This is a genomic window from Streptomyces sp. NPDC049954, assembly GCF_040656295.1.
GTDB lineage: Bacteria > Actinomycetota > Actinomycetes > Streptomycetales > Streptomycetaceae > Streptomyces.
The window spans coordinates 780,550-803,877 of sequence record NZ_JBFALS010000001.1 but is presented as its reverse complement, the minus strand read 5'-3'; the positions used below and the strand labels follow the sequence as shown (position 1 = coordinate 803,877).

The window sequence follows — 23,328 nt, the reverse complement described above, 5'->3', positions numbered from 1 at the left end:
CCGTGCGGGCCCTGGTCGCGGGGCTCGCCCTCACAGCGTGTCCAGCCGTCCCAGGTCGGCGGCCGTGTCGATGTCGTAGGGCTGTGCCACGTCCCCGCACTCCACGAGCGTCAACTCCGCCTCCCTCTCCCGCAGATACCCGCGCGCGCCCCGGTCGCCCACGGCGCTCGCGGCGACCGCGGGCCAGCGGTCGGCCCCCAGCAGCACGGGGTGGCCGCGCCGGCCCTCGTACGCGGCGCAGGCCAGGCTGCCGGAGCCCTGGTACGCCCGTGCCACCCGGGCCACCGCGGCCGCGCCGATGCCCGGCTGGTCCACCAGGCAGATCAGCGCCGCGCCCGCACCCGTTCCGTCGAGCGAGGTCAGGCCCGCCCGCAGCGAGGAGCCCATCCCGGACTCCCAGAGCGGGTTCTCCACCCAGGTGACCGACTCGGCGAGCCCGGTGACGCCGTGGCGGCTCCCGTCCGTCCCCGCCGAGCGCTCCTCGACCCGGCGCCGCACCTCGTGGGACCGGGCGCCCAGTACGACGTGCACCCGTGCGCAGCCCCCGTCGCGCAGGGCGGCCACACCCCGCTCGACGAGCAGCAGCCCCCCGCCCCGCAGCAGCGCCTTCGGCCGGCCGCCCAGGCGCCGACCGCCGCCCGCCGCGAGCAGCACCCCGACGACCGCCCCCCGGGTCCGAGTCCGCATACCCGGCCACCTCCCTCTCTCCGCTGTGCCTCCGCGCTCCCGGACCCTACGTGTGACGGATCGCCGGTTACCGACTGGCGCGTCGGCGCCGGGTGGCGAATACTGGCGGCGGTCCCTTGATCCGGAGCCCGACCAGCCCTGGTGGGGACCTCAGTACGACACACGGAAGACGCACGAGGAAGTGCGAGGGGGGGTACCGCTGTGCACGGTACGGATCAGGCCACGGCGAGGAGTCTCGACCGGGCCGAGGAGCCGGGGACGCGGCGCACGGTGTGCGGCGAGGAGGACCCGAGGGTCACCGAGCTGGGCGCGGCCGTGAGCGGGCTGCGCCGTGAGATCGCCACGTACGCCGTCGAGTTCGCCGATCGTGCCGTCGCCGAGAACGAACTCGCCGCGCTCGCCGCGACCGCGGGCGACGGGGCCCCGGAGGTCGCGCGGCTGCGCCGGTCCCTGCTCCTCGTGACGGCGGCCGTCGGCTCGGTCAGCGCGCTGGCCCCGGCGCTGGCGCAAGTGCGCGCCGCCATAGAGCTGTTCGGGCCGGCCGGACCGTAGCGGGGGACCGGGGACCGGCCACTGTCCGGCCCCGTGTCCCGTTCAGGCCCCGTGACCGGAAGCCGCCAGGATCTCGGACAGGTCCCGCGCCACCTCCTGGAGCACCGGGACGATGTGCCGGGTCGCCTCCTCGGTGACGCGGCCCGCGGGCCCCGAGATGGACAGCGCGGCCGCCGTGGGGGAGTCGGGGACCGGCACGGCCAGGCAACGCACGCCGATCTCCTGCTCGTTGTCGTCCATCGCGTAACCCGCGGCGCGGACCTGCTCCAGCGCGGAGAGGAAGGCGTCGGGGGTCGTGATCGTGCGGTCGGTGGCGGCGGGCATGCCGGTACGGGCCAGCAACGCACGTACCTCGGCCGGCGGGAAACCCGCGAGCAGGGCCTTGCCCACCCCCGTGGAGTGCGGCAGCACCCGGCGCCCCACCTCGGTGAACATCCGCATCGAGTGCTTCGAGGGGACCTGGGCGACGTACACGACCTCGTCGCCGTCCAGCAGGGCCATGTTGGCCGTCTCCCCGGTCTCCTCGACCAGGCGGGCCAGGCAGGGGCGGGCCCAGGTGCCCAGCAGCCGGGAGGCGGACTCGCCGAGCCGGATCAGGCGCGGGCCGAGCGCGTACCTGCGGTTGCTCTGCTGGCGGACGTACCCGCACGCGACGAGCGTGCGCATGAGCCGGTGGATGGTCGGCAGGGGCAGGCCGCTGCTGCTCGACAGTTCACTCAGCCCCACCTCGCCGCCCGCGTCCGCCATCCGCTCCAGCAGGTCGAAGGCGCGTTCCAGCGACTGCACTCCGCCCGCGGCGGGGGACTTGGCGGCAGGGGAGGTGGCGTCGCTGGCGCTCGACGTCGGCACGGCGCGGTCCTTTCGGGCAGACGGGCAAGTCAGCAGCCTACCCGGCGGGGCGAGGCGTTCCCGGCGCGCCGGTGGACCGGGTGAGCGGCCCACCTACCGCAGGCCGTGACCCGGCGCCCGCGGCACCGGCGCCCGCAGGCTGACAACCGGCGCGCCCGTGGAACCGGCGTACCAGGGGCCGTGAACCGGCGGCCCCGCCGCACACCGCACAGCGAGTGTTCCGGGTCTGTTTCGCGGAAGTGTATTTCCGGTTACCGGAAAAGGCGAGGAGGTGCGGCTCCCCGGGCACCCCTTGACGGGCGTGCGGCGCGGGCCCAGACTCGCCGCGGAAGGTCTTCAACAGAACGTTGAATCCGCCGGGGTGGGCAGCGCCGCCGACAGGGCCCCGCGGCAGGTGTGCCGACCCGTATCGGAGGCTGAGCGACCGTGTCGCCCGAACAGGACCTCGTACTGCGCTCCACCCGCGTCTGCCTCCCCGAAGGCACCCGCCCCGCGTCCGTCCACGTCACCGGTGCCACGGTCGCCGCCGTTGGGGAGCACGCGGCCCCCGTACCCGCCGGTGTCCGGCTCCTCGACCTCGGGGACGACGCGCTGCTGCCCGGACTCGTCGACACCCACGTGCACGTCAACGACCCCGGCCGCACCCACTGGGAGGGGTTCTGGACGGCGACGCGCGCCGCGGCGGCGGGCGGGATCACCACCCTCGTCGACATGCCGCTCAACTCCCTGCCGCCCACGACCACCGTCGACCACCTCAAGGTCAAACGGGAGACGGCCGCGCCCAAGGCGCACGTCGACGTCGGATTCTGGGGCGGCGCCCTGCCGGACAACACCGCCGAACTGCGCCCCCTGCACGAGGCGGGGGTCTTCGGCTTCAAGTGCTTCCTCTCGCCCTCCGGCGTCGAGGAGTTCCCGGAACTCGACCGGGCCGGCCTGGACCGCGCGCTCGCCGAGACCGCCTCGTTCGGCGGGCTGCTCATCGTGCACGCCGAGGACCCGCACCGGCTGGACGGCGCTCCTCAGCGCGGCGGGGCCCGCTACGCCGACTTCCTCGCCTCCCGGCCGCGCACCGCCGAACACGACGCGATCCGCACCCTCCTGGACGCCGCCGCCCGCCACCCCGGCGCCCGCGTCCACATCCTGCACCTGTCCTCCGCCGACGCCCTGCCGCTCGTCGCGGGGGCCAGGGCGGCCGGAGCCCGCGTCACCGCCGAGACCTGCCCGCACTTCCTGACCCTGACGGCCGAGGAAGTCCCGGACGGCGCCACCGAGTTCAAATGCTGTCCACCCATCAGGGAGGCCGCCAACCAGGACCTGCTGTGGCAGGGACTCGCCGACGGCACGCTGGACTGCGTGGTCTCCGACCACTCGCCCTCCACCGCCGACCTCAAGACCGGGGACTTCGCGACCGCCTGGGGCGGGATCTCCTCGCTGCAACTCGGCCTGCCCGCCGTGTGGACGGCCGCGAAGGCGCGCGGACTGTCCCTGGACGACGTGGTGCGCTGGATGTCCCAGGCACCCGCGCGGCTCGCCGGACTCGACACGAAGGGCGCCATCGCCCCGGGCAAGGACGCCGACTTCACCGTGCTCGCCCCCGAGGACACCTTCACCGTCGACCCCGCCCGCCTCCAGCACCGCAACCCGGTCACCGCCTACGCGGGCCGCACCCTGAACGGAGTGGTGCGATCCACCTGGCTCGGTGGCCGACGCGTCCTGCACGACGGAGCCTTCAGCGGCCCGCACGGCCGACTACTGGAAAGGAACACCCCCGCACTGTGACGGCGACACCCGCGACCACCTACGCCGACAACGCCCGGCCCTACACCGGCGGTGACCCCTACGCCGACTACCGCACCGCCGAACTCCCCTTCACCCGGCTCCTCGACCTCGCCGACCGAGAACTGGGCGGCAGCGTCCTCGCCGCCAACGACGAGTTCTTCGCCGAACGCGAGAACCTGCTCCTGCCGCACCGGGCCGTCTTCGACCCCGAGCGCTACGGGCACAAGGGCAAGATCATGGACGGCTGGGAGACGCGCCGCCGAAGGGGCGAAGGGCCCGGACAGCCCTGGCCCGCCGAGGAGGACCACGACTGGGCACTGGTGCGGCTCGGCACCCCCGGCGTGATCCGCGGGCTGGTCGTGGACACCGCCCACTTCCGGGGCAACCACCCGCAGGCCGTCTCCGTCGAGGCGGCGGCCGTGGGCGGCAGCCCCTCGCCCGAGGACCTGCTCGCCCCCGAGGTCGTCTGGACCCCCCTCGTGCCGCGCACCCCCGTCGGCGGGCACGCCGCCAACGGCTTCACCGTGGACGTCGAACGGCGCTTCACCCACGTACGGCTCAACCAGTACCCCGACGGCGGCGTCGCCCGGCTGCGGGTGCACGGCGAGGTCGTGCCCGACCCGGCCTGGCTCACCGCTCTCGGCTCCTTCGACGTCCTCGCACTGGAACACGGCGGCCGCGCCGAGGACGCCTCCGACCGCTTCTACTCACCGCCCGACAACACCCTGCGCCCGGGCCGCTCCCGCACGATGGACGAGGGCTGGGAGACCCGGCGCCGCCGCGACCGGGGCCACGACTGGGTGACGTACGCGCTCGGCGCGCGTTCCCAGGTCCGGGCCGTCGAGATCGACACCGCGTGCTACAAGGGCAACGCGGCCGGCTGGGCGAGTCTCACCGTGCGCGACGGCACGGGGGAGTGGACCGAGGTGCTGCCCCGCACCCGGCTCCAGCCCGACACCGTCCACCGTTTCGCGCTGCCCGACCCCGTGACCGCGACCCACGCCCGCCTCGACATCCACCCCGACGGCGGCGTCTCCCGGCTGCGGCTGCACGGAGCACCCACCGCCGACGGACTGGCCCGGCTGCGCGAGCGCTACGAGGCGCTGCGCGGCTGAGCCCCCCTCAACGGCACCCCGCCGGCGCCCCACCGACAGTCCACCGGTACCCACGGGAGGAACCGGGCGCGCCCCGCCCCGACGCGATCACGGGGGCGCGCCCGGGGCGCGGCGGTCGCGCACCCGGCGCCCGAAAGGCGCGCGTCGCACACCTCGTGCACCGCCTGTTCACCAACACACGGAAATTTCACCTGGGTTGACATGGACAGCGGTCATCTACGCGCGTCATCGTTGAGGCATGCGCATTCATCCCCCACGCATCGCAGCCCTGACCGCTCTCGCCGCCACCCTCCTCCTCGGCGGCCCGGCCACCGCCGAGGCCCTGGCCCCCGCCCCGGCCCCGAGTTCGCACTCGGCCCTCGTCTCCGTGGCCGCCGTCGGGAAGATCTGCTCCTCCGACCTGCCCGCCCAGGCCCACGACACCCTCGGCCTGATCGCCAAGGGCGGCCCCTACCCGTACCCGCAGGACGGCACCGTCTTCCAGAACCGCGAGGGCGTCCTGCCGTCCCAGTCCACCGGTTACTACCACGAGTACACCGTCAAGACGCCCGGCTCCTCCGACCGGGGCGCCCGACGCATCGTCACCGGTGCGAAGACCCAGGAGGACTACTACACCTCCGACCACTACGCGAGCTTCGACCTCGTCGACTTCGGCTGCTGACCCTCCCCAGCGGGCGCCCCGCCCCGCGACCTCCCACAGCACCACGGCGCGGGCGGGGCGCCACCTTCCCCGGCCCCTCCGCGCGGGTGGCTCAGGCCGACTCGCGCGGCAGCAACTCCGCCCGGACGACGAGGTCCTGGGGCCCGAGCGGCTCGGTCCCCGACAGCTGCCGCCCGATCTGGTCGAGGGCGAGCGCCGCGAGTGACCGGGTGTCCAGGGCGACGCTGGTGAGCGGCGGCTCCAGATAGGCGCCGAGCCGCACCCCGTCGAAGCCGACCACGGCCAGCTCCGAGGGCACCGACCGGCCCAGCCGCCGGGCCGCCCGCAGCACCCCCACGGCGATGACGTCGTTGTACGTGAAGACCGCGGTGACCGAGGGATCGCCGGCCAGCAGGGCCCCCAGCGCCTCCTCGCCGCCCTCGACGGACTGCCGGGCACGCACCACCGGCCCCTCGTCCAGCCCCTGTTCCCGCAGCGCCCGGGTGAACCACGCACAGCGCACGCTCGGTTCGGGTCGCGTGACGTGATCGACCATGCCGATCCTGCGGTGGCCGACCGCCGCCAGCCGGGCGATCGCCGCGCGGATGCCCGCCTCCCCGTCGACCCTGATCGAGCTGAACCGCGCGGCGTCGAGCTCCCGGCCGACGAGCACCACCGGCAGCCCCCGGGTGAGCGCCTCGATTTCCGACTCCGGCCCGCTGAGATACCCCACCACGGCGTCCACCTGGGAGACCAGCACCCGCAGCGCCCGCAGCTCCTCCTCGGGGCTGTCGGCCGTGTCGTACAGCACGACCTGCCAGCCCCGCGAGCGCGCCGACTCCAGTACGGCGGCCGCCACTTCGGTGAAGAACGGGTTGAGCAGGTCGGGAATGACCAGACCGACGGTGGTGGTGTCCTGTCGCACCAGCCCCCGGGCGAAGCGGCTGGGCCGGTAGCCGAGCGCGAGCGCGGCGTCGAGCACCCGCTGCTTGGTCGAACCGCCGATCTCGCCCTTGTCGTTGAGGGCCCGTGACACCGTCTGCCGGCTCACCCCCGCCGCGCTCGCGACATCGTGGATCGTCACCCTGCGGGGCCCCGCACCCGACACCACCACCGACCACCTCCGGACCCTCGGGCGGCGCGGCGCGCCGGGAAACCGTCCAAGGACGCCGCCTGCGGGCAGCCTTGGACGACCCACCGTATCCGGCCGCCCCGGCCGTGCGCAGCCCCTGCACCCTCCCGGCCCCCGCGAGGCGACACGGCGGGCCCTCGCGAAGGACGGACCTCCAGGTCACCCGCCGCGTGCTGGTGCGGCGACGCCCTCCGGACCGCCGGCCCGGCACCGCCCTTTCCTGTCACCTCTCTTGACACCTTTCGGCCGCGCTCCCCAGACTGCCGACCGTCCCCGTGAACGTTCACGGGAACGTTCATGGCTTGGGAAGGGTGCTCGATGACGCTCACTCGACGAAGGCTCCTGAACACCGCCGCCGCCCTGGGGACGACCGCGCTGGCCAGTGCCTGCTCCAGCCCCCGTACGGCCGACCCGGGGCGCCTGACGCTCTGGTACTCCTACAACGGGCTGTCCAAGAAGCTCCTCGGGGAGGCCCAACGACGCTTCCCCGCAGCCAAGTTCTCCCCCTCGGAAGTCAGCGGGGACCTCAACCAGCGGCTTCTGGCCGCCCTGGCCGGCCGGGCCTACGTGCCCGACATCGTCCTGCTCAACGTGAACGTGGCCCGGTACTTCGCCGAGAAGGACCACTTCGTGGACCTCAACGCGTTCGGGGCGGGGAAGCTGGCCTCGCAGTACCTGCCGTGGAAGTGGGAGGCGGGGCGGACCCCCGACGGCTTCCAGCTCGGCTTCCCGCTCGACGCGGGCCCCGTCGCGCTCTACTACCGCCACGACCGCTTCGAACGCGCCGGCCTGCCCGCGGAGCCCGAGGACGTCGCCGCGGCCGTACGCACCTGGGAGAAGTACTTCGACCTCGGGGAGGAGCTCAAGAAGAAGCTGCCCGGCAGCTACCTCGTGACCGACACCACGAAGGTCTTCACGTACTCCCTGTCCCAGGAACCGCAGCAGTACTTCGACCGCCACGACCACTACCTCGACGACCAGAGCCACGTGCGCCGCGCCTGGGACCGGGCCGTGGAAGCCCAACAGCGGCGCCTCACCTCCGGTTTCGCCAGCTCCCAGGGGTCCAGCGGGCAGTCCGTGGACCAGCACGCCGCGTGGAACACCGGGCAGGAGCTGACCCTCGTCAGCCCGTCCTGGCTCACCGGCCAGATGAAGCAGGCCGCACCCCGCACCGCCGGGAAATGGCGCGTGTGCCGGGCCCCGGGCGGGGCGGGCAACAGCGGCGGTTCCTTCCTCGCCGTCACCAGCGCGTGCCCGGACCCCGAGGCCGCGTTCCAGGTCATCAGCTGGCTGCTGTCCCCGGCGAACCAGCCCCAGAACTACCTGGACATCGGGCTGTTCCCGGTCAGCCCCAAGGCCTTCACCGACCGGCGGCTCCAGGCACCCGACCCGTTCTTCGGCGGCCAGTCGACCATGCAGGTCTTCTCGAAGGTGGCCGAAGAGGTGCGGTACGCGTACTTCGGGCCCCTCGACTACAACATCACCGACTACTACACCGACGAGCTGACCAACGTCGAACTCGGTGGCAAGGAACCGGAAAGGGCCTGGAAGGACGCCCGGACCAAGATCGAACGGCTGCTGCGCCGGCAGGGAGTGCTCTCATGACCCTCGTGCAGGACGTCCCCGCACCCCCCGCGGACCGGACCCCACCCGTCCCCGACGCGGTGCGGCGGCGCAGGCGCTGGCGCTACCTGCCGCACTACCTCGCCGTGGCCCCGTTCTTCGTCCTCTTCGCCGTCTTCGGCCTCTACCCGGTGCTGTACTCGCTCTACCTCGCGCTCCAGCGCTGGGACGGCGTCGGACCGATGAAGTACGTCGGCCTGGAGAACTTCCGCTTCCTCGCCACCGACTCCGTCTTCTGGCACTCCATCGGCAACACCCTGATCATCTGGGTGATGTCGACGGTCCCGATGATCGTGCTCGCCCTGCTCGTGGCGCTCGGGCTCAACTCCTCCATCCGCCACAAGGGCGCGCTGCGCATCGCCTACTTCCTGCCCAACGTGACCTCCGTGGTCGCCATGTCCCTCGTGTTCGGCTCGATCTTCAGCGGCCAGTTCGGCATCCTCAACTGGGTGGCCGGCCTGTTCGGCATCGGCGAGATCCCCTGGCTCACCGATCCCTGGGGCATCCGCTGCGCCGTCTCCCTCATGGTCGTGTGGCGGTGGACCGGCTACAACGCGATCATCCTGCTGACCGGGCTCCAGGCCCTGCCCAAGGACGTCTTCGAGGCCGCCCGCATCGACGGGGCCGGCCCGGTGCAGACCTTCTTCCGGATCACCCTGCCGCTGCTGCGGCCCGTCCTGCTCTTCTCCGTCGTGATGTCCGCGATCGGCGGCATGCAGATCTTCACCGAGACACAGGTCCTGCTCGGCAACCGCGGCGGACCGGGCTCCGCGGGGCTGACCATGGTCCTCTACTTCTACAACACGGCCTTCGGCGGGAACGACTTCGGCTACGGCGCCGCCATCGCCTGGGGCATCTTCCTCGTCGTGGTCCTCTTCTCCATCCTCAACTGGCGTCTCGTGCAGCGGCCCGAGCGGGCCGGCACCGTACGGAAGGAGCCGAGGGCATGACCACTCGCGGCCGGATACTCACGTACGCGGCGCTCGTCGTCGGCGCGCTGGTGACCCTGTTCCCGTACTACTGGCTCGTGGTGATGGCGTCCAACGACACCTCCGACGTGTACGCCACCCCGCCGAAGCTCGTCTTCGGCAGTCAGCTCTTCCACAACATCGGCGAGGTCTTCTCCCGGATCGACTTCTTCGGCTCCCTCACCAACTCCCTGGTCGTGGCGATCGCGACGACCCTGCTGGTGCTGTTCTTCGACTCGCTGGCCGCGTTCACCTTCGCCAAGTACACCTTCCCCGGCAGCAAGATCCTGTTCGGCCTGCTGCTCGCCACCTTCGTCGTCCCCACCCAGCTCGCCGCGATCCCGCAGTTCTCCCTGATGGCCCACTTCGGCTGGGTCGGCAGCCTCAAGGCGCTCGTCGTGCCCGCCGCCGCCAACGCCTTCGGGATCTTCTGGATGCGGCAGTACGCGGCCGGCTCGGTCCCCGACGAACTGCTGGAGGCCGCCCGGATGGACGGCTGCGGTTTCTTCCGCACCTACCTCTGGATCGGACTGCCGGTCCTGCGGCCCGCGCTCGCGTTCCTCGGCATCTTCACCTTCGTCAACGCCTGGAACGACTTCATGTGGCCGCTGGTCGTCCTCATCGACTCGCACCACATCACCCTCCAGGTGGCACTCGCCCAGCTCAACGGGCTGTACGTCACGGACTACAGCGTCGTCATGGCGGGCACGCTCGTCTCGATCGTGCCCCTGATCATCCTGTTCCTCTTCGGCGCCCGGCACTTCATCCGCAACGTCGCCGCGGGCGCCCTCAAGGGCTGAAAGGAAGGACCAGCGTGACCAGCACGCAGACGAAGCCGGACTACGTGGAGGACCCCGGCCCCGGGCACGGAGCGCTCCCGCCCCGCGCCGCCTTCCGCTCCGGCGCCCCCGCGCTCAGCCTGAGCGGCACCTGGCGCTTCCGCCTGTCGCCCTCGCTCGCCGCCGCACCGCAGGGCGTCGAACGCGAGGACTACGACGACCACGACTGGGACGAGCTGCCCGTCCCCTCCCACTGGCAACTCCACGGCCACGGCAGCCCGGCCTACACCAACATCACCTACCCCTTCCCGGTCCACCCGCCCGAGGTGCCCTCCGAGAACCCCACCGGGGACCACCGCCTGACCTTCGACCTCCCCGAGGACTGGCCGGCCGGGCCCTGCGTCCTGCGCTTCGACGGCATCGACTCCTGCGGGCGGATCTGGCTCAACGGGAGTGAACTGGGCGTGACCCGCGGCAGCAGGCTGCCCTCCGAGTTCGACGTCGGCCCGCTGCTGCGCCCCAGCGGCAACGTGCTCGCCGTCCGCGTCCACCAGTGGTCCTCCGGCAGCTACCTGGAGGACCAGGACATGTGGTGGCTGTCCGGCATCTTCCGCGAGGTCACCCTGCTGGCCCGGCCCGAGGGCGGCGTACGCGACTACACCGTCCACGCCGACTGGGACCACCGCACCGGCCGGGGCACCCTGCGGCTCGACGCCGACCCCTGGGTACGCCTGAGCGTGCCCGAGCTGGGCGTCACCGACCTGCCCCCCGGCCGGCCCACCGAACTCCCCTCCGTGCAACCGTGGAGCGCCGAGCACCCGCGCCTGTACGAGGCGGTGGTGCACAGCCACGCCGAACGCGTCCCGGCCCGTGTCGGCTTCCGCACGGTCGTGGTCGAGGACGGACTGCTCAAGGTGAACGGCCGCCGCGTCCTGCTGCGCGGCGTCAACCGGCACGAGTTCCACCCCGACCTGGGCAGGGCCGTGCCGCGCGAGAGCGCCCTGGAGGACATCCGGCTCATGAAGCGGCACAACGTCAACGCCGTGCGCACCAGCCACTACCCGCCCGACCCCGCCTTCCTCGAACTGTGCGACACCTACGGGCTGTGGGTCATCGACGAGTGCGACCTGGAGACGCACGGATTCGGCGAACACGGCTGGCGCGACAACCCCACCGACGACCCCCGCTGGACCGAGGCCTGCCTCGACCGGATGCGCCGCACCGTCGAACGCGACAAGAACCACCCCTCGGTCATCCTGTGGTCCCTCGGCAACGAGGCCCACACCGGCGCCAACCTCGCCGCCATGGCCGCCTGGACCCACGAACGCGACCCCTCCCGCCCCGTCCACTACGAGGGCGACCTCGCGTGCGAGTACGTCGACGTCCACAGCCGCATGTACACCTCCCACGAGGAGGTCGACCGCATCGGCAAGGGGCTCGACGAGAACGCCCGCCGACGCGAACTGCCCTTCATCATGTGCGAGTTCGCACACGCCATGGGGAACGGGCCCGGCGGGATGCTGGAGTACCGCGAACTCTTCGAGCGCCACCCCCGCTGCCAGGGCGGCCTCGTGTGGGAGTGGGTGGACCAGGGCATCCGGCGCACCGACGCACAGGGCCGCGCCTACTTCGCCTACGGCGGCGACTTCGGGGAGGAGCTGCACGACGGCACCTTCGTCATCGACGGACTCGTCTCCCCGGACCGCGAACCCTCGCCCTCACTCCACGAGTTCGCCAAGGTCTTCGAGCCCGTCCGGATCGAGGCGGCCGGGGCGGCGATGGAGGTGTCCAACCACTACGACTTCCTCGACACCGGCCACCTCGCCTTCCACTGGACCCTGGAGGAGGAGGGCGTCGCCGTCGCCGAAGGCACCCTGTCCGTGGCGCCCGTACCGGCCGGTCTGCACACCGCACTGCCGCTGCCCGAACTGCCCGCGGTGCGCGGCGAGAGCTGGCTCACCGTCCGGGCCGTACTCGCCGAGGACACGCCCTGGGCACCGGCGGGACACGTCGTCGGCTGGGGACAGCTGCCCGTCGCCCCCGCCGCGCCGCCCGCCCCGCAGGCCCGCGGCGCACGCCTGGTGGCCGGGCCCGTCCTCCGCCTCGGTCCCGGTGAGTTCGACCCGGTCGACGGCGCGCTCCGCGCGATCGGCGGGCACCCCGTCGAGGGCCCCCGACTGGACCTGTGGCGCGCGCCCACCGACAACGACCGCGGCGGCGAACCGTCCGAGGAACGGCAGTGGCGGGCGGCCGGGCTCGACCGGCTCCAGCACAGTGTCCGCCGCGTCGAGCCCGGGGAGGACTCCCTCCTCGTGCGCACCCGGGTGGCACCCGCCGGGCAGTTCTTCGGCATGTCCGTCGTCCACGAATGGAGCGCGGACGAGGACCGGCTGCGGCTGCGGGTGGACGTCACCCCCGAGGGCGACTGGCCGTGCACCCTCCCGAGGATCGGCCTGCGCATGGCCGTGCCCGGGTCCTTCGGCACCGCCGAGTGGTTCGGCCCGGGGCCCGAGGAGGCGTACCCCGACAGCCGTCAGGCCGCCAGGATCGGCCGGTACACCCGCCGCGTCGACGCGCTCCAAACCCCGTACATCCACCCGCAGGAGAACGGCAACCGCACGGACGCCCGCCGGCTGCTGCTGACCTCGCCGGACGGGGACGGGCTGCGCGTCGACGGGGAACCGGTCTTCGACTTCACCGCGCGACGCTGGACCAGCGAAGAACTGGACGCCGCCGCGCACACCGTCGACCTGGTTCCCGGAGAGGTGATCCTGCTCAACCTCGACGTGGCGCAGCACGGTCTGGGCTCCGCCTCCTGCGGGCCCGGGGTGCTCCCCGCGCACCGCCTCCTGGCCCGTCCGGCGCGCCTGAACCTCACCTTCACCCCGCTGCGGGCCGCCCGCTGAGCAGCCGCCCCGCCGCCGCCCCGCCGGACCGGTTCACGGGCCGACGGTGGCGGCCGGCGGGGTCCAGCGCCGCGTACGGGAGGGGGCGGAGGAGACGCCGTAGTCCTTCTTGAGGTGCTCGGGGATCGCGTAGTGCATGACGCGCCCCCGGGTGAGCGAGGACAGTTCGAGGACCGTGGTCAGATGGCCGAGCCGGTCCAGCGCCCAGGCGCCGAGCGGGGAGCGGTCCTCGATGGTCTCCAGCACGCCGAGCAGGTGCGGTACGGCCTTGACGAGGGTGTCGAACGGCGTACGGGGCACCTCCAGCCAGTCGGCGCACGTGTCGCCGACGAGATGGCGGACGAGGGCCGCGACGACCGGGTCGAGGAGCGTGCCGGGCACGATCTCCTCGTACAGGTCGAGGAGTTGCCGCGTCAGGTGGGCGCCCTCGGGGGAGGGGCCCATGTGCCGGATCATGTACGAATCGAGGAAGCGGCGGGCCTCCTCCAGGTTCTGCGGGACGGCCGACTGATCGACACCGAGCATCGCGCCCACCACGCGCCAGGCGTAGTAGTAGGCCTCCGCGCCCTCCGTGGACATGTGGACGCCGAGCCGGTGCAGGCTGTCCAGGACGAGCATCGAGAAGAACATCTGCCCGCCGATCAGGTCCTCCTGGCAGATCGGCACGCCGAGCGCGGCGCTGTCCCAGCGGTTCTCGCGCTGGAGGTGGAGGCGGATGGAGGCGTGCAGGAGACGGACCTTCTGCGCGGCCGGGATGAAGCGGCTGCCGGCCTCGAAGGCGTCGGGCCGCATCAGGTAGACGGTGAACTGCCCCGTCTCCGCCATCCGCTTGGACGGGTACTTCAGTCCGTGCGTCGCCGACAGCAGCTTCGCCACGTGCGGGACGACGTAGCAGGCGGGCATGGACGCGAAGGACAGCGCCGTGGAGATGTGCACGTTGTTGTCGACGAAGAACAGCCGGGCCTTCTCCATCTCCTCCCAGTCCACCCAGGCCGGCGGGGCGCTCGTGACGTGCAGGTACTCCCTGGCCACCTCGGGCAGCCCGTCCGGGAGCGGGGCCCCGGCGGTGGACACGTAGCGCATCAGGGTGTTGAAGGTACCGACCTCCCCGCGCTCGAAGAGGGTGGCGACCGTGGCGTCGGCGAGTTCGTCGCCGGACTGCCGCAGCGCGTTCATCGATGACTCGGTGCAGGTCATGGCGGCACTCCTGTTCTCGGTGCGTGTCTCCCCCTCGGGGGCACGCGGTTCTCGTCCGGGCGCGCGCCTCTCCCCGGTCTCCCCGGAGGCGCACAGGCTTCTGCCGGGGCTCACGAACGGCGGACCGCGGCCGAGGACGCCAGCGCGGTGAGCGCGGCGGCGGCCGGCGCGGGCAGGCGCAGTCCGTCCAGCGCGTGCAGCGCCTCGGCGACCCGGGCCGCGATCATGTCCTCGACCCGCTCGGGCGCCTTCACCCGGCGCATCACCTCGCGTACGGCCGCCGGCGCCTCCCCGTCCGGATCACGTCGCCCGAGCAGGGCGCGCAGCCGTTCGCGATCGGCGTCCCCGGCGAGCCGCCAGGTCTCCGCGAGCAGGGCCGTGGGGCGTCGGCCGCGCACGTCGTCGTCCTCGGCCTTCCCGGTCACCTCCCGGTCCCCGAACAGCCCGAGCAGGTCGTCCCGGAGCTGGAAGGCCTCGCCCAGCGGCAGGCCGTAAGCGGAGAAGCCGTCACGGAGGCGCCCATCGGCCCCGCCCAGGACGGCGCCGATCAGCAGGGGCTGCTCGACGGTGTACTTGGCGGTCTTGTAGCGGACGACCTTCAGCGAGGCCGCGGTGTCCGGGGCGGCACCGGTGTGCAGGATCTCCAGGCACTCGCCCGCGATCAGCTCCCTCGCCAGCGCCGCCCACAGCGGCCGGGCCCGGCCCAGATAGGCGGCGGGCAGACCGCTGCCGACGAACAACTGACCGGCCAGCGACATCAGCAGGTCCCCGGCCAGCATCGCCAGAGCCCGGGCCGCGACCGCGGGCTGCGGATGGTGGGCGACGGCGCCGCGCAGGGCCACGTGCGCGGTCGGCCGCCCGTGCCGCAGCGCGCTGTCGTCGATCAGGTCGTCGTGCACGACGGCGGCGGCGTGCACCAGTTCCATCGAGGCCGCCGCCCGCAGCAGCGCCTCGCTGTCCGGCTGGCCCACCGCGCGCCAGCCCCAGTAGCAGAACGCCGCGCGCAGCCGTTTCCCGGAGGCCGTCGCCCCCTCCACCTGATCCGCCACCGGCCCCAGGGCGGGATCGACCTGCGACAACAGGCCGGCCTCCTCGGCGACGAAACGCCGGAGCACCTCGTCGACACGCGCCTTGAAGGCGACCGGTTCCCACCGCTCAGGCGTCATCGGCGGCCCGCCGGGCCAGCGCGTGCCGGGCCAGCGTCTCCAGATGCGCGGGCGGCGCGCTCGCGTACCGGTCCAGCGCGAGGCGACCGCGCGCCGTCAGGTCCCGTTCGGCCTGGGCCGCCAGTTCGGCGGCGTCCGAGCGCCGCAGCAGGCCCCGTACCGCCCCGAACGCGGAGCCGAGGCCGCTCACCGCGAGATCCGCGAGCCCCGCCGCGAGCAGCACCGCCTGTCCGTCCAGCCCACCACGGGCTTCCGCGTCCCCGGCCATACCGTCCCCCACCCGCCGTGCGTCGAGAGCGGCCCCTGCCTGGCCCGCTGCGCTCAGCGTCAGGCCGCGCGGAGCCCGGGAGCCACGGAACTCACCAACGAGTGAGCCCTCGCTGAGGCGTACGACTCGGTCCGTGCGGCGGCCGCCCCTTCTTAAGTAGCCTCCGCACCGACTTCGGTATCCGCTTCCGCCGTACGGGGGCTGCGGGCGGCGAGGAGTGCGTAAATTTGTCGACCATGGCTGCAACGACCTCCCGGACCCGTGCCGAGCCCGAGCGCGGGCGGACGGCGCGCCTCCGGCGTCCGGTGTGGACCCGGCCGGGCGGCGCCGCGCGCGCGAGCAGGAGCCCGGACGGCGGGCGGACGCGCCCGGAGTACCCGTGGCTGCTGCCCTCCGCCGTCCTCGGCCCCGGGCAGGACCCCGCCGGGCTCGGCGGACCGCTCCGGCGGACCCCCCGGGACTGGTGCGTCGACACCCTGTGCTTCCTGTTCGCGGTCCTGCTCGGCTTCCTCGGGCTCGACACCCTGACCCGCGACCCGCACCTCTCCGACCTCTCCGGCGACATCGACATCGCGATCGGCGCGCTGTCCTGCTGCGCCGTGTGGCTGCGCAGGCGGTGGCCCCTGGGTCTCGCGATCGCGATGCTCGTGGCCGGACTGTTCTCCGAGACCGCGGGCGGCGCGGCCGTCGTGAGCCTCTTCACGCTCACCGTGCACCGCCCCTTCCGCTACGTCGCCTGGATCGGCGGCCTCACCCTCCTGCTCACCGCGCCCCACTACTACCTGCGGCCCGACCCGGACCTGTCGCTGCGGGCGGCGGTGCTGTTCGTGTGCCTCATCCACGTCACCGTCATCGGCTGGGGCATGTTCGTGCGGGCCCGCCGTCAGCTCGTCCTGTCGCTGCGCGAGCGGGCCCGGCGCGCCGAGGCCGAGGCGGCGCTGCGCGCCGAACACGCCCAGCGCCTGGCCCGCGAGGACATCGCGCGCGAGATGCACGACGTCCTCGCCCACCGGCTGAGCCTGCTGAGCGTGCACGCCGGGGCGCTGGAGTTCCGCCCCGACGCCCCGCAGGCCGAGGTGCGGCGCGCGGCCGGCGTCATCCGGGACAGCGCGCACGAGGCGCTCCAGGACCTGCGGCAGATCATCGGGGTGCTGCGCACCGGCGAGGAGCCCGGGGCGGAGGGCAGACCGCAGCCCACGTTCGCCGCGCTCGGCCGGCTGGCCGAGGAGAGCCGGACGGCGGGCGCGCGCGTGGTCCTGGACGTCGCGGTCACCGATCCGGCGGCCGTGCCCGCGGCGCTGGGCCGCAACGTCTACCGCGTCGCGCAGGAAGGGCTGACCAACGCGCGCAAGCACGCCCCCGGTGCCGAGGTCACCGTCCGCGTGCACGGCGGACCGGGCGAGGGGCTGTCCGTGGAGATCACCCACCCCGCGCCGCCCGGACGGGTGGAGCCGGTGCCCGGCTCCGGGCAGGGGCTCATCGGGCTGCGCGAACGCGCCGCGCTGGCGGGCGGCCGGACCGGCCACGGACCCCTGCCCGGGGGCGGCTTCCGGCTCTCGGCCTGGCTACCGTGGGCGTCATGAACCCGCTCAGGCTGCTCCTCGTCGACGACGACGCGCTCGTCCGGTCCGGGCTGCGGCTCATGCTGGGCGGCGCCGAGGACCTGGAGATCGTCGGCGAGGCCGCCGACGGCAACGAGGTGCCGGAACTCGTCGGCCGCCTCAGCCCCGACGTCGTCCTCATGGACCTGCGCATGCCGGACGTGGACGGGCTGACCGCGACCGAACGGCTGCGCGCCGAGCCAGGGGCCCCCGAGGTCCTCGTCCTGACCACCTTCCACGCCGACGAACAGGTCGCAGGGGCCCTGCGCGCGGGCGCCGCCGGATTCGTCCTCAAGGACACCCCGCCCGCGCGGATCGCCGAGGCCGTCCGCAAGGTCGCCGCGGGGGAACCCTTCCTCTCGCCCGTCGTGACCCGGCAGCTCATCGACCAGGTCGCGGCCGGCCCCGCCCCGCACGCACGCCGCGCACGGGCCCGCGCGCACCTCGCCTCGCTCGGCGAACGCGAACGCGAGGTGGCCCTCGCGGTGGGCCGGGGCGGCTCGAACGCGGAGATCGCCGGTGAGCTGTACATGAGCGTCGCGACGGTCAAGACCCATGTCTCCCGCGTGCTCGCCAAGCTCGGCCTCAACAACCGCGTGCAGATCGCCCTGCTCACGTACGACGCCGACCTCCCGGAGCGGTGAGCGCGCGGCGGTTCGGGCCGCGCGGCGGGCCCCGGCCGGCAGTCCGGGGGCCGTCTCGCTCCCCGCCGACAGTCAGGGAGCGAGACCACCGCCGTATGTCAGGACAATCTGACTTCCGTGCTTCCCGTCATGCCCCCGCCGCACTACCCTCGGCCCGTGCCCGAACCCTTGGGGGACCCATGGCCAGACCAGTGAGGCAGCCGAGCGGGCCGCTCGCGCTCGGCGTGGACCGCTCCAGTCCGGTACCGCTCTACTACCAGCTCGCGCGACAGCTGGAGGCGGCCATCGAGGACGGCAGTCTCACCCCCGGCAGCCTCCTCGGCAACGAGATCGAACTCGCCGCCCGGCTCGGCCTGTCGCGGCCCACGGTCCGCCAGGGCATCCAGACCCTCGTCGAGAAGGGGCTCCTGGTGCGCCGCCGGGGCGTCGGCACCCAGGTCGTGCACAGCAAGGTCCGGCGCCCCATGGAACTCAGCAGCCTCTACGACGATCTGGAGGCCGCCGGGCAGCGGCCCGAGACCCGCGTCCTGTCGATCGTCACGGGCCCCGCCGACGCCGAGACGGCCGCAGCCCTCGCTGTGCCCGAGGGCAGTGAGGTCCAGCTCGTGGACCGGCTGCGCCTCGCGCACGGCGAACCGCTGGCCCGGATGCGCAACGCCCTGCCGCCGGGACTGCTGGCCCTGGAGAGCGAGCGGCTCGCCGCGACCGGGCTCTACCGGCTCATGCGGGCCGCCGGCATCACCCTGCACAGCGCCCGCCAGTCCGTCGGCGCGACCGTCGCCGCCCCCGAGGAGGCCGGGGAGCTGGACGAAGCGCCCGGTGCGGCGTTGCTCACCATGCGCAGGACCACGTACGACGACACCGGGCGCCCGGTCGAGTACGGAGCGCACACCTACCGGGCCGGCCGCTACTCCTTCGACTTCCGGCTCCTGGTCAGCCACTGAGGCCGCCGATGCGCCGGGTACCTGGCCCCGGGCCGGCCGGGGACGGAAGCTCGCGCCCCGGGCGGGGACGTCGTACCGATTGACGCGGGCCGCCGCGCCCCGCTACAACTCGGCGGTGCCGCCCGTACGCCCCGGGACCCGCCGCGCACGCCCTTTTGGCGCGTGCACGATACTTGGTCGGTCGGGGCGGCCTGCGCCGCCACGCAGCCAGGACGGGAATCCCGGCCTCGCGGCATCCGCACACATACGGCAAGACGAAGAAGGGCATGTCCTCGTGGCACGGTTTCGGACCTGGGTGAGCATCGCGGTCGCAGCGGCGCTCGGACTCTCCCTCGCGGGTTGCAGCAGCACCGGCGGCAAGCGCGCGGAGGACGCCAGCAAGGCCGCGGCCGCGGGCGGCAGGGCGGCGGTGGACACCCCGCGCTGGACCTTCGCCATGATCACCCACTCCGGAGACGGCGACACCTTCTGGGACATCGTCCAGAACGGGGCCAAGCAGGCCGCCCTCAAGGACAACATCAAGTTCCTGTACTCCCACAACGACCAGGGCCAGCAGCAGGCCCAGCTCGTCGACGCCGCCGTCGACAAGAAGGTCGACGGCATCATCGTGACCCTCGCCAAGCCCGGCGCGATGAAGGCGGCCGTGGCCCGCGCCGAGAAGGCGGGCATCCCCGTCATCACCGTGAACTCCGGCTCCGAGGACTCCAAGAAGTTCGGCGCCCTCACCCACATCGGCCAGGACGAGACCATCGCCGGCGAGGCGGTCGGCGAGGAGCTGAACAAACGCGGCAAGAAGCGGGCGCTGTGCGTCCTGCACGAGCAGGGCAACGTCGGCCACGAGCAGCGCTGCGCCGGAGCGAAGAAGACCTTCGACGGCACGATGGAGAACATCTACGTCACCGGCACCAACATGCCCGACGTCCAGGCGTCCCTGGAGGCCAAGCTCCAGTCCGAGAAGGACATCGACGCCGTCGTGACCCTCGGCGCCCCCTTCGCCGACGCCGCCGTCCAGGCCAAGGACGGCGCCGGCAGCAAGGCCGAGGTCGACACCTTCGACCTCAACGCCAAGGTCGCCGCCTCCCTCAAGGCCAAGAAGCTCGGCTTCGCCGTCGACCAGCAGCCCTGGCTCCAGGGCTACCAGGCCGTGGACCTGCTGTGGCTCTACCGCTACAACGCCGACGTGCTCGGCGGTGGCAAGCCCGTGCTGACCGGACCGCAGATCATCACGCAGGCCGACGCCCCCGCGCTGGAGGAGTACACGAAGCGGGAGACCCGATGACCACCACCGCCCCCGCCCCGCACAGCGAGCCACCCCGGGGCGACGAGCGCGTGCTGCGCACCTCCACGCTGCGCAAGCTGCTGCGTCGCCCGGAACTGGGCTCGGTCGTCGGCGCCGTCGCCGTCCTCGTCTTCTTCTCGGTCTTCGCCGACAGCTTCCTGCGCACCACGAGCCTGGCGACCGTGCTGTACGCGGCCTCCACCATCGGCATCATGGCGGTGCCGGTCGCGCTGCTCATGATCGGCGGCGAGTTCGACCTGTCGGCCGGTGTCATGGTCACCACCTCGGCGCTCGTCTCCTCGATGTTCAGCTACCAGATGACCGCCAACGTCTGGGTCGGCGTCGGGGTGTCCCTGCTGGTCACACTGGCCATCGGCTTCTTCAACGGCTACCTGCGCAGCCGGACGAAACTGCCGAGCTTCATCATCACGCTCGGCACCTTCCTCATGCTGACCGGCCTCAACCTCGGCCTCACCAAGCTCATCAGCGGCGGCGTCTCGACCAAGACCATCGCCGACATGGAGGGCTTCTCCTCCGCCCGCTCCCTGTTCGCCTCGACCCTCACGATCGGCGGGGTCGACTTCAAGGTCACCATCCTGTGGTGGATCGGCCTCGTGGCCGTGGGCACCTGGATCCTGCTGCGTACCCGCGCCGGGAACTGGGTCTTCGCGATCGGCGGCGACGAGGACGCGGCGCGCGCGGTCGGCGTGCCGGTCACCAAAACCCGGATCGCCCTGTACCTCGGCATCTCCTTCGGCGCCTGGATCGTCGGCCAGCACCTGCTGTTCTCCTTCGACGCCGTCCAGTCCGGCGAGGGCGTCGGCAACGAGTTCATCTACATCATCGCGGCCGTCATCGGCGGCTGCCTGATCACCGGCGGCTACGGCTCGGCGATCGGCTCCGCGATCGGTGCTCTCATCTTCGGCATGACCAGCAAGGGCATCGTCTACGCCGAGTGGAACCCGGACTGGTACAAGTTCTTCCTCGGAGCGATGCTGCTCCTCGCCGCCCTGCTCAACGCGTGGGTGCGCAAGCGTGCGGAGGCCACCTCATGACGACGAACGACAAGAACACCGCCGCGGACGAGCCCACCGAGGACGGAGCGGCCCTCCAGGACACCGCGCCCCCGCTGGTCGAGCTGGACGACGTCAGTAAGTACTACGGCAACGTGCGCGCCCTCGAAGGGGTCTCCCTGGAGGTGCGCGCGGGCGAGATCAGCTGCGTGCTCGGGGACAACGGCGCCGGCAAGTCCACCCTCATCAAGATCATCTCGGGGCTGCACCAGCACGACGCCGGCGCCTTCCGCTTCAACGGGGAGGACACCCGGCTGTCCTCCCCGCGCCAGTCGCTCGACCTCGGTATCGCCACGGTGTACCAGGACCTGTCCGTGGTCCCGCTCATGCCGGTGTGGCGCAACTTCTTCCTCGGCTCGGAGCCCGTCACCGGCGTCTGGCCCTTCAAGCGCATGGACGTGAAGTTCATGCGCGAGACGACCCGCACCGAGATGCTCCGCATGGGCATCGACCTGCGCGACGTCGACCAGCCCATCGGCACCCTCTCCGGCGGCGAACGGCAGTGCGTGGCCATCGCCCGCGCCGTCTACTTCGGCGCGAAGGTCCTCGTCCTCGACGAGCCCACCGCCGCGCTCGGCGTCAAGCAGTCCGGCGTCGTCCTCAAGTACGTGGCCGCCGCCCGCGACGCGGGTCTCGGTGTCGTCCTCATCACGCACAACCCGCACCACGCCTACCTCGTCGGGGACCGTTTCGTGCTCCTCAAGCGCGGCACCATGGCGGGCAGCCACCGCAGGGACGAGATCACGCTCGACGAACTGACCCGGCAGATGGCGGGCGGTTCCGAGCTGGAGGAGCTGAGCCACGAGCTGGAGCGCACCCCCGCCCCCCAGCTCGGCGGCCCCGGCACGCCGAGGGTCTGAGCCCGCCGCACGGCTGAGTCCGGCGACGCGACGGGCAATGGCACAATCGAGGGCCGGTGGGCACCGTCCGCCGCCGGCCCGCCGGCCGACCACCCCCGAGATCCAGCAGGGACCCGATGAGCACGTATCGCGGCTCCGCCCGCGCCACCGTCCTGCGCACGCGCACCGTCGGGACCCGCGAGCGCCGTTCCCACCTGAGCGCTCCCCGCGTCCCGACGGTCGGCATCGACATCGGCGGTACGAAGGTGATGGCCGGCGTCGTGGACGCGGACGGCCAGATCCTGGAGACCCTCCGCACCGAGACGCCCGACAAGTCGAAGAGCCCCAAGGTCGTCGAGGACACCATCACCGAACTGGTCCTCGACCTCTCCGACCGGCACGACGTGCACGCGGTCGGCATCGGCGCGGCCGGCTGGGTCGACGCCGAACGCAACCGCGTGCTGTTCGCCCCCCACCTCGCGTGGCGCAACGAGCCGCTGCGCGACCGCCTCTCGGGCCGCCTCGCGGTCCCCGTCATGGTCGACAACGACGCCAACGCCGCCGCCTGGGCAGAGTGGCGCTTCGGTGCCGGACGCGGCGAGGACCACCTCGTCATGATCACCCTGGGCACCGGGATCGGCGGCGCGATCCTGGAGGAGGGCCGGGTCAAACGCGGCAAGTTCGGAGTGGCCGGCGAGTTCGGCCACATGCAGGTCGTCCCCGGCGGGCACCGCTGCCCGTGCGGCAACCGGGGCTGCTGGGAGCAGTACAGCTCGGGCAACGCCCTGGTGCGCGAGGCCCGCGAGCTGGCCGCCGCGGACTCCCCGGTGGCGCACGGCATCATCGACCGGGTCGGCGGCCACGTCGGCGACATCACCGGCCCCCTCATCACCGAGCTGGCCCGCTCCGGCGACGCGATGTGCGTCGAACTCCTCCAGGACATCGGACAGTGGCTCGGCGTCGGCATCGCCAACCTGGCCGCCGCCCTCGACCCCTCCTGCTTCGTCATCGGCGGCGGGGTCAGCGCGGCCGACGACCTCCTCATCGGCCCCGCCAGGGACGCCTTCCGCCGCCAGCTCACCGGCCGCGGCTACCGCCCCGAGGCCCGGATCGCGAAGGCGCAGCTCGGCCCGGAGGCCGGCATGGTCGGCGCCGCGGACCTCGCCCGGCTGGTCGCCCGCCGCTTCCGGCGCGCGAACCGACGCCGGGTCGAGCGCTACGAGCGCTACACGCAGGCGGCCGACCGCACCGGCACGACCCGGGGACTTACGTGAGCGTTCCCCAGCA

General features: G+C 72.9%; 21 protein-coding genes. 15 read left to right on the top strand and 6 right to left on the bottom strand.

Going from position 1 to position 23,328, the window contains the following annotated elements:
- Window positions 1-30 precede the first annotated feature (30 nt).
- Window positions 31-687 carry an NTP transferase domain-containing protein gene (locus tag AB0J21_RS03330; RefSeq protein WP_363144053.1) on the bottom strand — a complete coding sequence of 219 codons (657 nt, stop codon included), beginning with the start codon at window positions 685-687 and terminating at the stop codon, window positions 31-33.
- 270 nt (window positions 688-957) lie between these two features.
- On the opposite strand from AB0J21_RS03330, the gene AB0J21_RS03325 reads away from it, so the two are divergent.
- On the top strand, window positions 958-1,239 hold the full coding sequence (locus AB0J21_RS03325) for a DUF5955 family protein (protein WP_363144099.1): 282 nt from the start codon (window positions 958-960) through the stop codon (window positions 1,237-1,239).
- A gap of 42 nt (window positions 1,240-1,281) precedes the next feature.
- Here AB0J21_RS03325 and AB0J21_RS03320 read toward each other — a convergent pair whose 3' ends face one another.
- Window positions 1,282-2,088 carry an IclR family transcriptional regulator gene (locus tag AB0J21_RS03320; protein WP_363144052.1) on the bottom strand — a complete coding sequence of 269 codons (807 nt, stop codon included), beginning with the start codon at window positions 2,086-2,088 and terminating at the stop codon, window positions 1,282-1,284.
- 426 nt (window positions 2,089-2,514) lie between these two features.
- Here AB0J21_RS03320 and allB point away from each other — a divergent pair, with 426 nt between their 5' ends.
- The 3 genes from allB to AB0J21_RS03305 all read left to right on the top strand — a co-directional run bounded on the left by allB (window position 2,515) and on the right by AB0J21_RS03305 (window position 5,643).
- Window positions 2,515-3,867: an allantoinase AllB gene (gene allB / locus AB0J21_RS03315; RefSeq protein ID WP_363144051.1), complete on the top strand. Its 1,353-nt coding sequence runs from the start codon at window positions 2,515-2,517 to the stop codon at window positions 3,865-3,867.
- Window positions 3,864-4,982, top strand: coding sequence for an allantoicase (alc, locus tag AB0J21_RS03310; protein ID WP_363144050.1), 1,119 nt, complete (start codon window positions 3,864-3,866; stop codon window positions 4,980-4,982). Before allB ends, alc begins: the two co-directional genes overlap by 4 nt.
- A 238-nt stretch (window positions 4,983-5,220) precedes the next feature.
- Window positions 5,221-5,643 carry a ribonuclease gene (locus AB0J21_RS03305; RefSeq protein WP_363144049.1) on the top strand — a complete coding sequence of 141 codons (423 nt, stop codon included), beginning with the start codon at window positions 5,221-5,223 and terminating at the stop codon, window positions 5,641-5,643.
- A gap of 91 nt (window positions 5,644-5,734) precedes the next feature.
- On the opposite strand, the gene AB0J21_RS03300 is transcribed toward AB0J21_RS03305, so the two are convergent.
- Window positions 5,735-6,706 (bottom strand): LacI family DNA-binding transcriptional regulator, encoded by a 972-nt coding sequence (locus tag AB0J21_RS03300; RefSeq protein ID WP_363144048.1) that lies wholly within the window; start codon window positions 6,704-6,706, stop codon window positions 5,735-5,737.
- Between the two features lie 366 nt (window positions 6,707-7,072).
- On the opposite strand from AB0J21_RS03300, the gene AB0J21_RS03295 reads away from it, so the two are divergent.
- From AB0J21_RS03295 to AB0J21_RS03280, 4 genes are read left to right on the top strand one after another with little or no spacing between them, the layout of a single operon-like run.
- Window positions 7,073-8,359 carry an ABC transporter substrate-binding protein gene (locus AB0J21_RS03295; RefSeq protein WP_363144047.1) on the top strand — a complete coding sequence of 429 codons (1,287 nt, stop codon included), beginning with the start codon at window positions 7,073-7,075 and terminating at the stop codon, window positions 8,357-8,359.
- Window positions 8,356-9,327, top strand: coding sequence for a sugar ABC transporter permease (locus tag AB0J21_RS03290; protein WP_363144045.1), 972 nt, complete (start codon window positions 8,356-8,358; stop codon window positions 9,325-9,327). Before AB0J21_RS03295 ends, AB0J21_RS03290 begins: the two co-directional genes overlap by 4 nt.
- Window positions 9,324-10,145, top strand: coding sequence for a carbohydrate ABC transporter permease (locus tag AB0J21_RS03285; RefSeq protein ID WP_363144044.1), 822 nt, complete (start codon window positions 9,324-9,326; stop codon window positions 10,143-10,145). Before AB0J21_RS03290 ends, AB0J21_RS03285 begins: the two co-directional genes overlap by 4 nt.
- A gap of 14 nt (window positions 10,146-10,159) precedes the next feature.
- Window positions 10,160-13,030, top strand: a complete 2,871-nt coding sequence (locus AB0J21_RS03280) for a glycoside hydrolase family 2 TIM barrel-domain containing protein (RefSeq protein ID WP_363144043.1) — start codon at window positions 10,160-10,162, stop codon at window positions 13,028-13,030.
- Window positions 13,031-13,063: 33 nt separating this feature from the next.
- On the opposite strand, the gene AB0J21_RS03275 is transcribed toward AB0J21_RS03280, so the two are convergent.
- From AB0J21_RS03275 to AB0J21_RS03265, 3 genes are all read right to left on the bottom strand, one after another.
- Window positions 13,064-14,227 carry an oxygenase MpaB family protein gene (locus tag AB0J21_RS03275; RefSeq protein WP_363144042.1) on the bottom strand — a complete coding sequence of 388 codons (1,164 nt, stop codon included), beginning with the start codon at window positions 14,225-14,227 and terminating at the stop codon, window positions 13,064-13,066.
- 110 nt (window positions 14,228-14,337) lie between these two features.
- Window positions 14,338-15,393, bottom strand: coding sequence for a polyprenyl synthetase family protein (locus tag AB0J21_RS03270; protein WP_363144041.1), 1,056 nt, complete (start codon window positions 15,391-15,393; stop codon window positions 14,338-14,340).
- Window positions 15,383-15,661 (bottom strand): polyprenyl synthetase, encoded by a 279-nt coding sequence (locus AB0J21_RS03265; protein ID WP_363144040.1) that lies wholly within the window; start codon window positions 15,659-15,661, stop codon window positions 15,383-15,385. Before AB0J21_RS03265 ends, AB0J21_RS03270 begins: the two co-directional genes overlap by 11 nt.
- Window positions 15,662-15,897: 236 nt before the next feature.
- On the opposite strand from AB0J21_RS03265, the gene AB0J21_RS03260 reads away from it, so the two are divergent.
- The 7 genes from AB0J21_RS03260 (at window position 15,898) to AB0J21_RS03230 (ending at window position 23,315) form a co-directional block, all read left to right on the top strand.
- Complete coding sequence (locus AB0J21_RS03260; RefSeq protein ID WP_363144039.1) at window positions 15,898-17,244, top strand: histidine kinase; 1,347 nt, start codon at window positions 15,898-15,900, stop codon at window positions 17,242-17,244.
- Complete coding sequence (locus AB0J21_RS03255; RefSeq protein WP_363144038.1) at window positions 17,241-17,906, top strand: response regulator transcription factor; 666 nt, start codon at window positions 17,241-17,243, stop codon at window positions 17,904-17,906. The genes AB0J21_RS03260 and AB0J21_RS03255 overlap by 4 nt, the downstream gene beginning before the upstream one ends.
- Window positions 17,907-18,085: 179 nt before the next feature.
- Window positions 18,086-18,850 carry a GntR family transcriptional regulator gene (locus tag AB0J21_RS03250; RefSeq protein ID WP_363144037.1) on the top strand — a complete coding sequence of 255 codons (765 nt, stop codon included), beginning with the start codon at window positions 18,086-18,088 and terminating at the stop codon, window positions 18,848-18,850.
- A 274-nt stretch (window positions 18,851-19,124) separates the two neighbouring features.
- Window positions 19,125-20,129 (top strand): sugar ABC transporter substrate-binding protein, encoded by a 1,005-nt coding sequence (locus tag AB0J21_RS03245; protein WP_363144036.1) that lies wholly within the window; start codon window positions 19,125-19,127, stop codon window positions 20,127-20,129.
- Entirely contained in the window at window positions 20,126-21,184 is a 1,059-nt protein-coding gene (locus AB0J21_RS03240) for an ABC transporter permease (protein WP_363144035.1), read from the top strand. The genes AB0J21_RS03245 and AB0J21_RS03240 overlap by 4 nt, the downstream gene beginning before the upstream one ends.
- Window positions 21,181-22,062, top strand: a complete 882-nt coding sequence (locus AB0J21_RS03235; protein WP_363144034.1) for an ATP-binding cassette domain-containing protein — start codon at window positions 21,181-21,183, stop codon at window positions 22,060-22,062. The genes AB0J21_RS03240 and AB0J21_RS03235 overlap by 4 nt, the downstream gene beginning before the upstream one ends.
- A gap of 116 nt (window positions 22,063-22,178) precedes the next feature.
- The gene (locus tag AB0J21_RS03230; RefSeq protein WP_363144033.1) at window positions 22,179-23,315 is read left to right on the top strand and encodes an ROK family glucokinase; all 1,137 of its coding nucleotides are present in this window, start codon (window positions 22,179-22,181) and stop codon (window positions 23,313-23,315) included.
- Window positions 23,316-23,328: the final 13 nt, after the last annotated feature.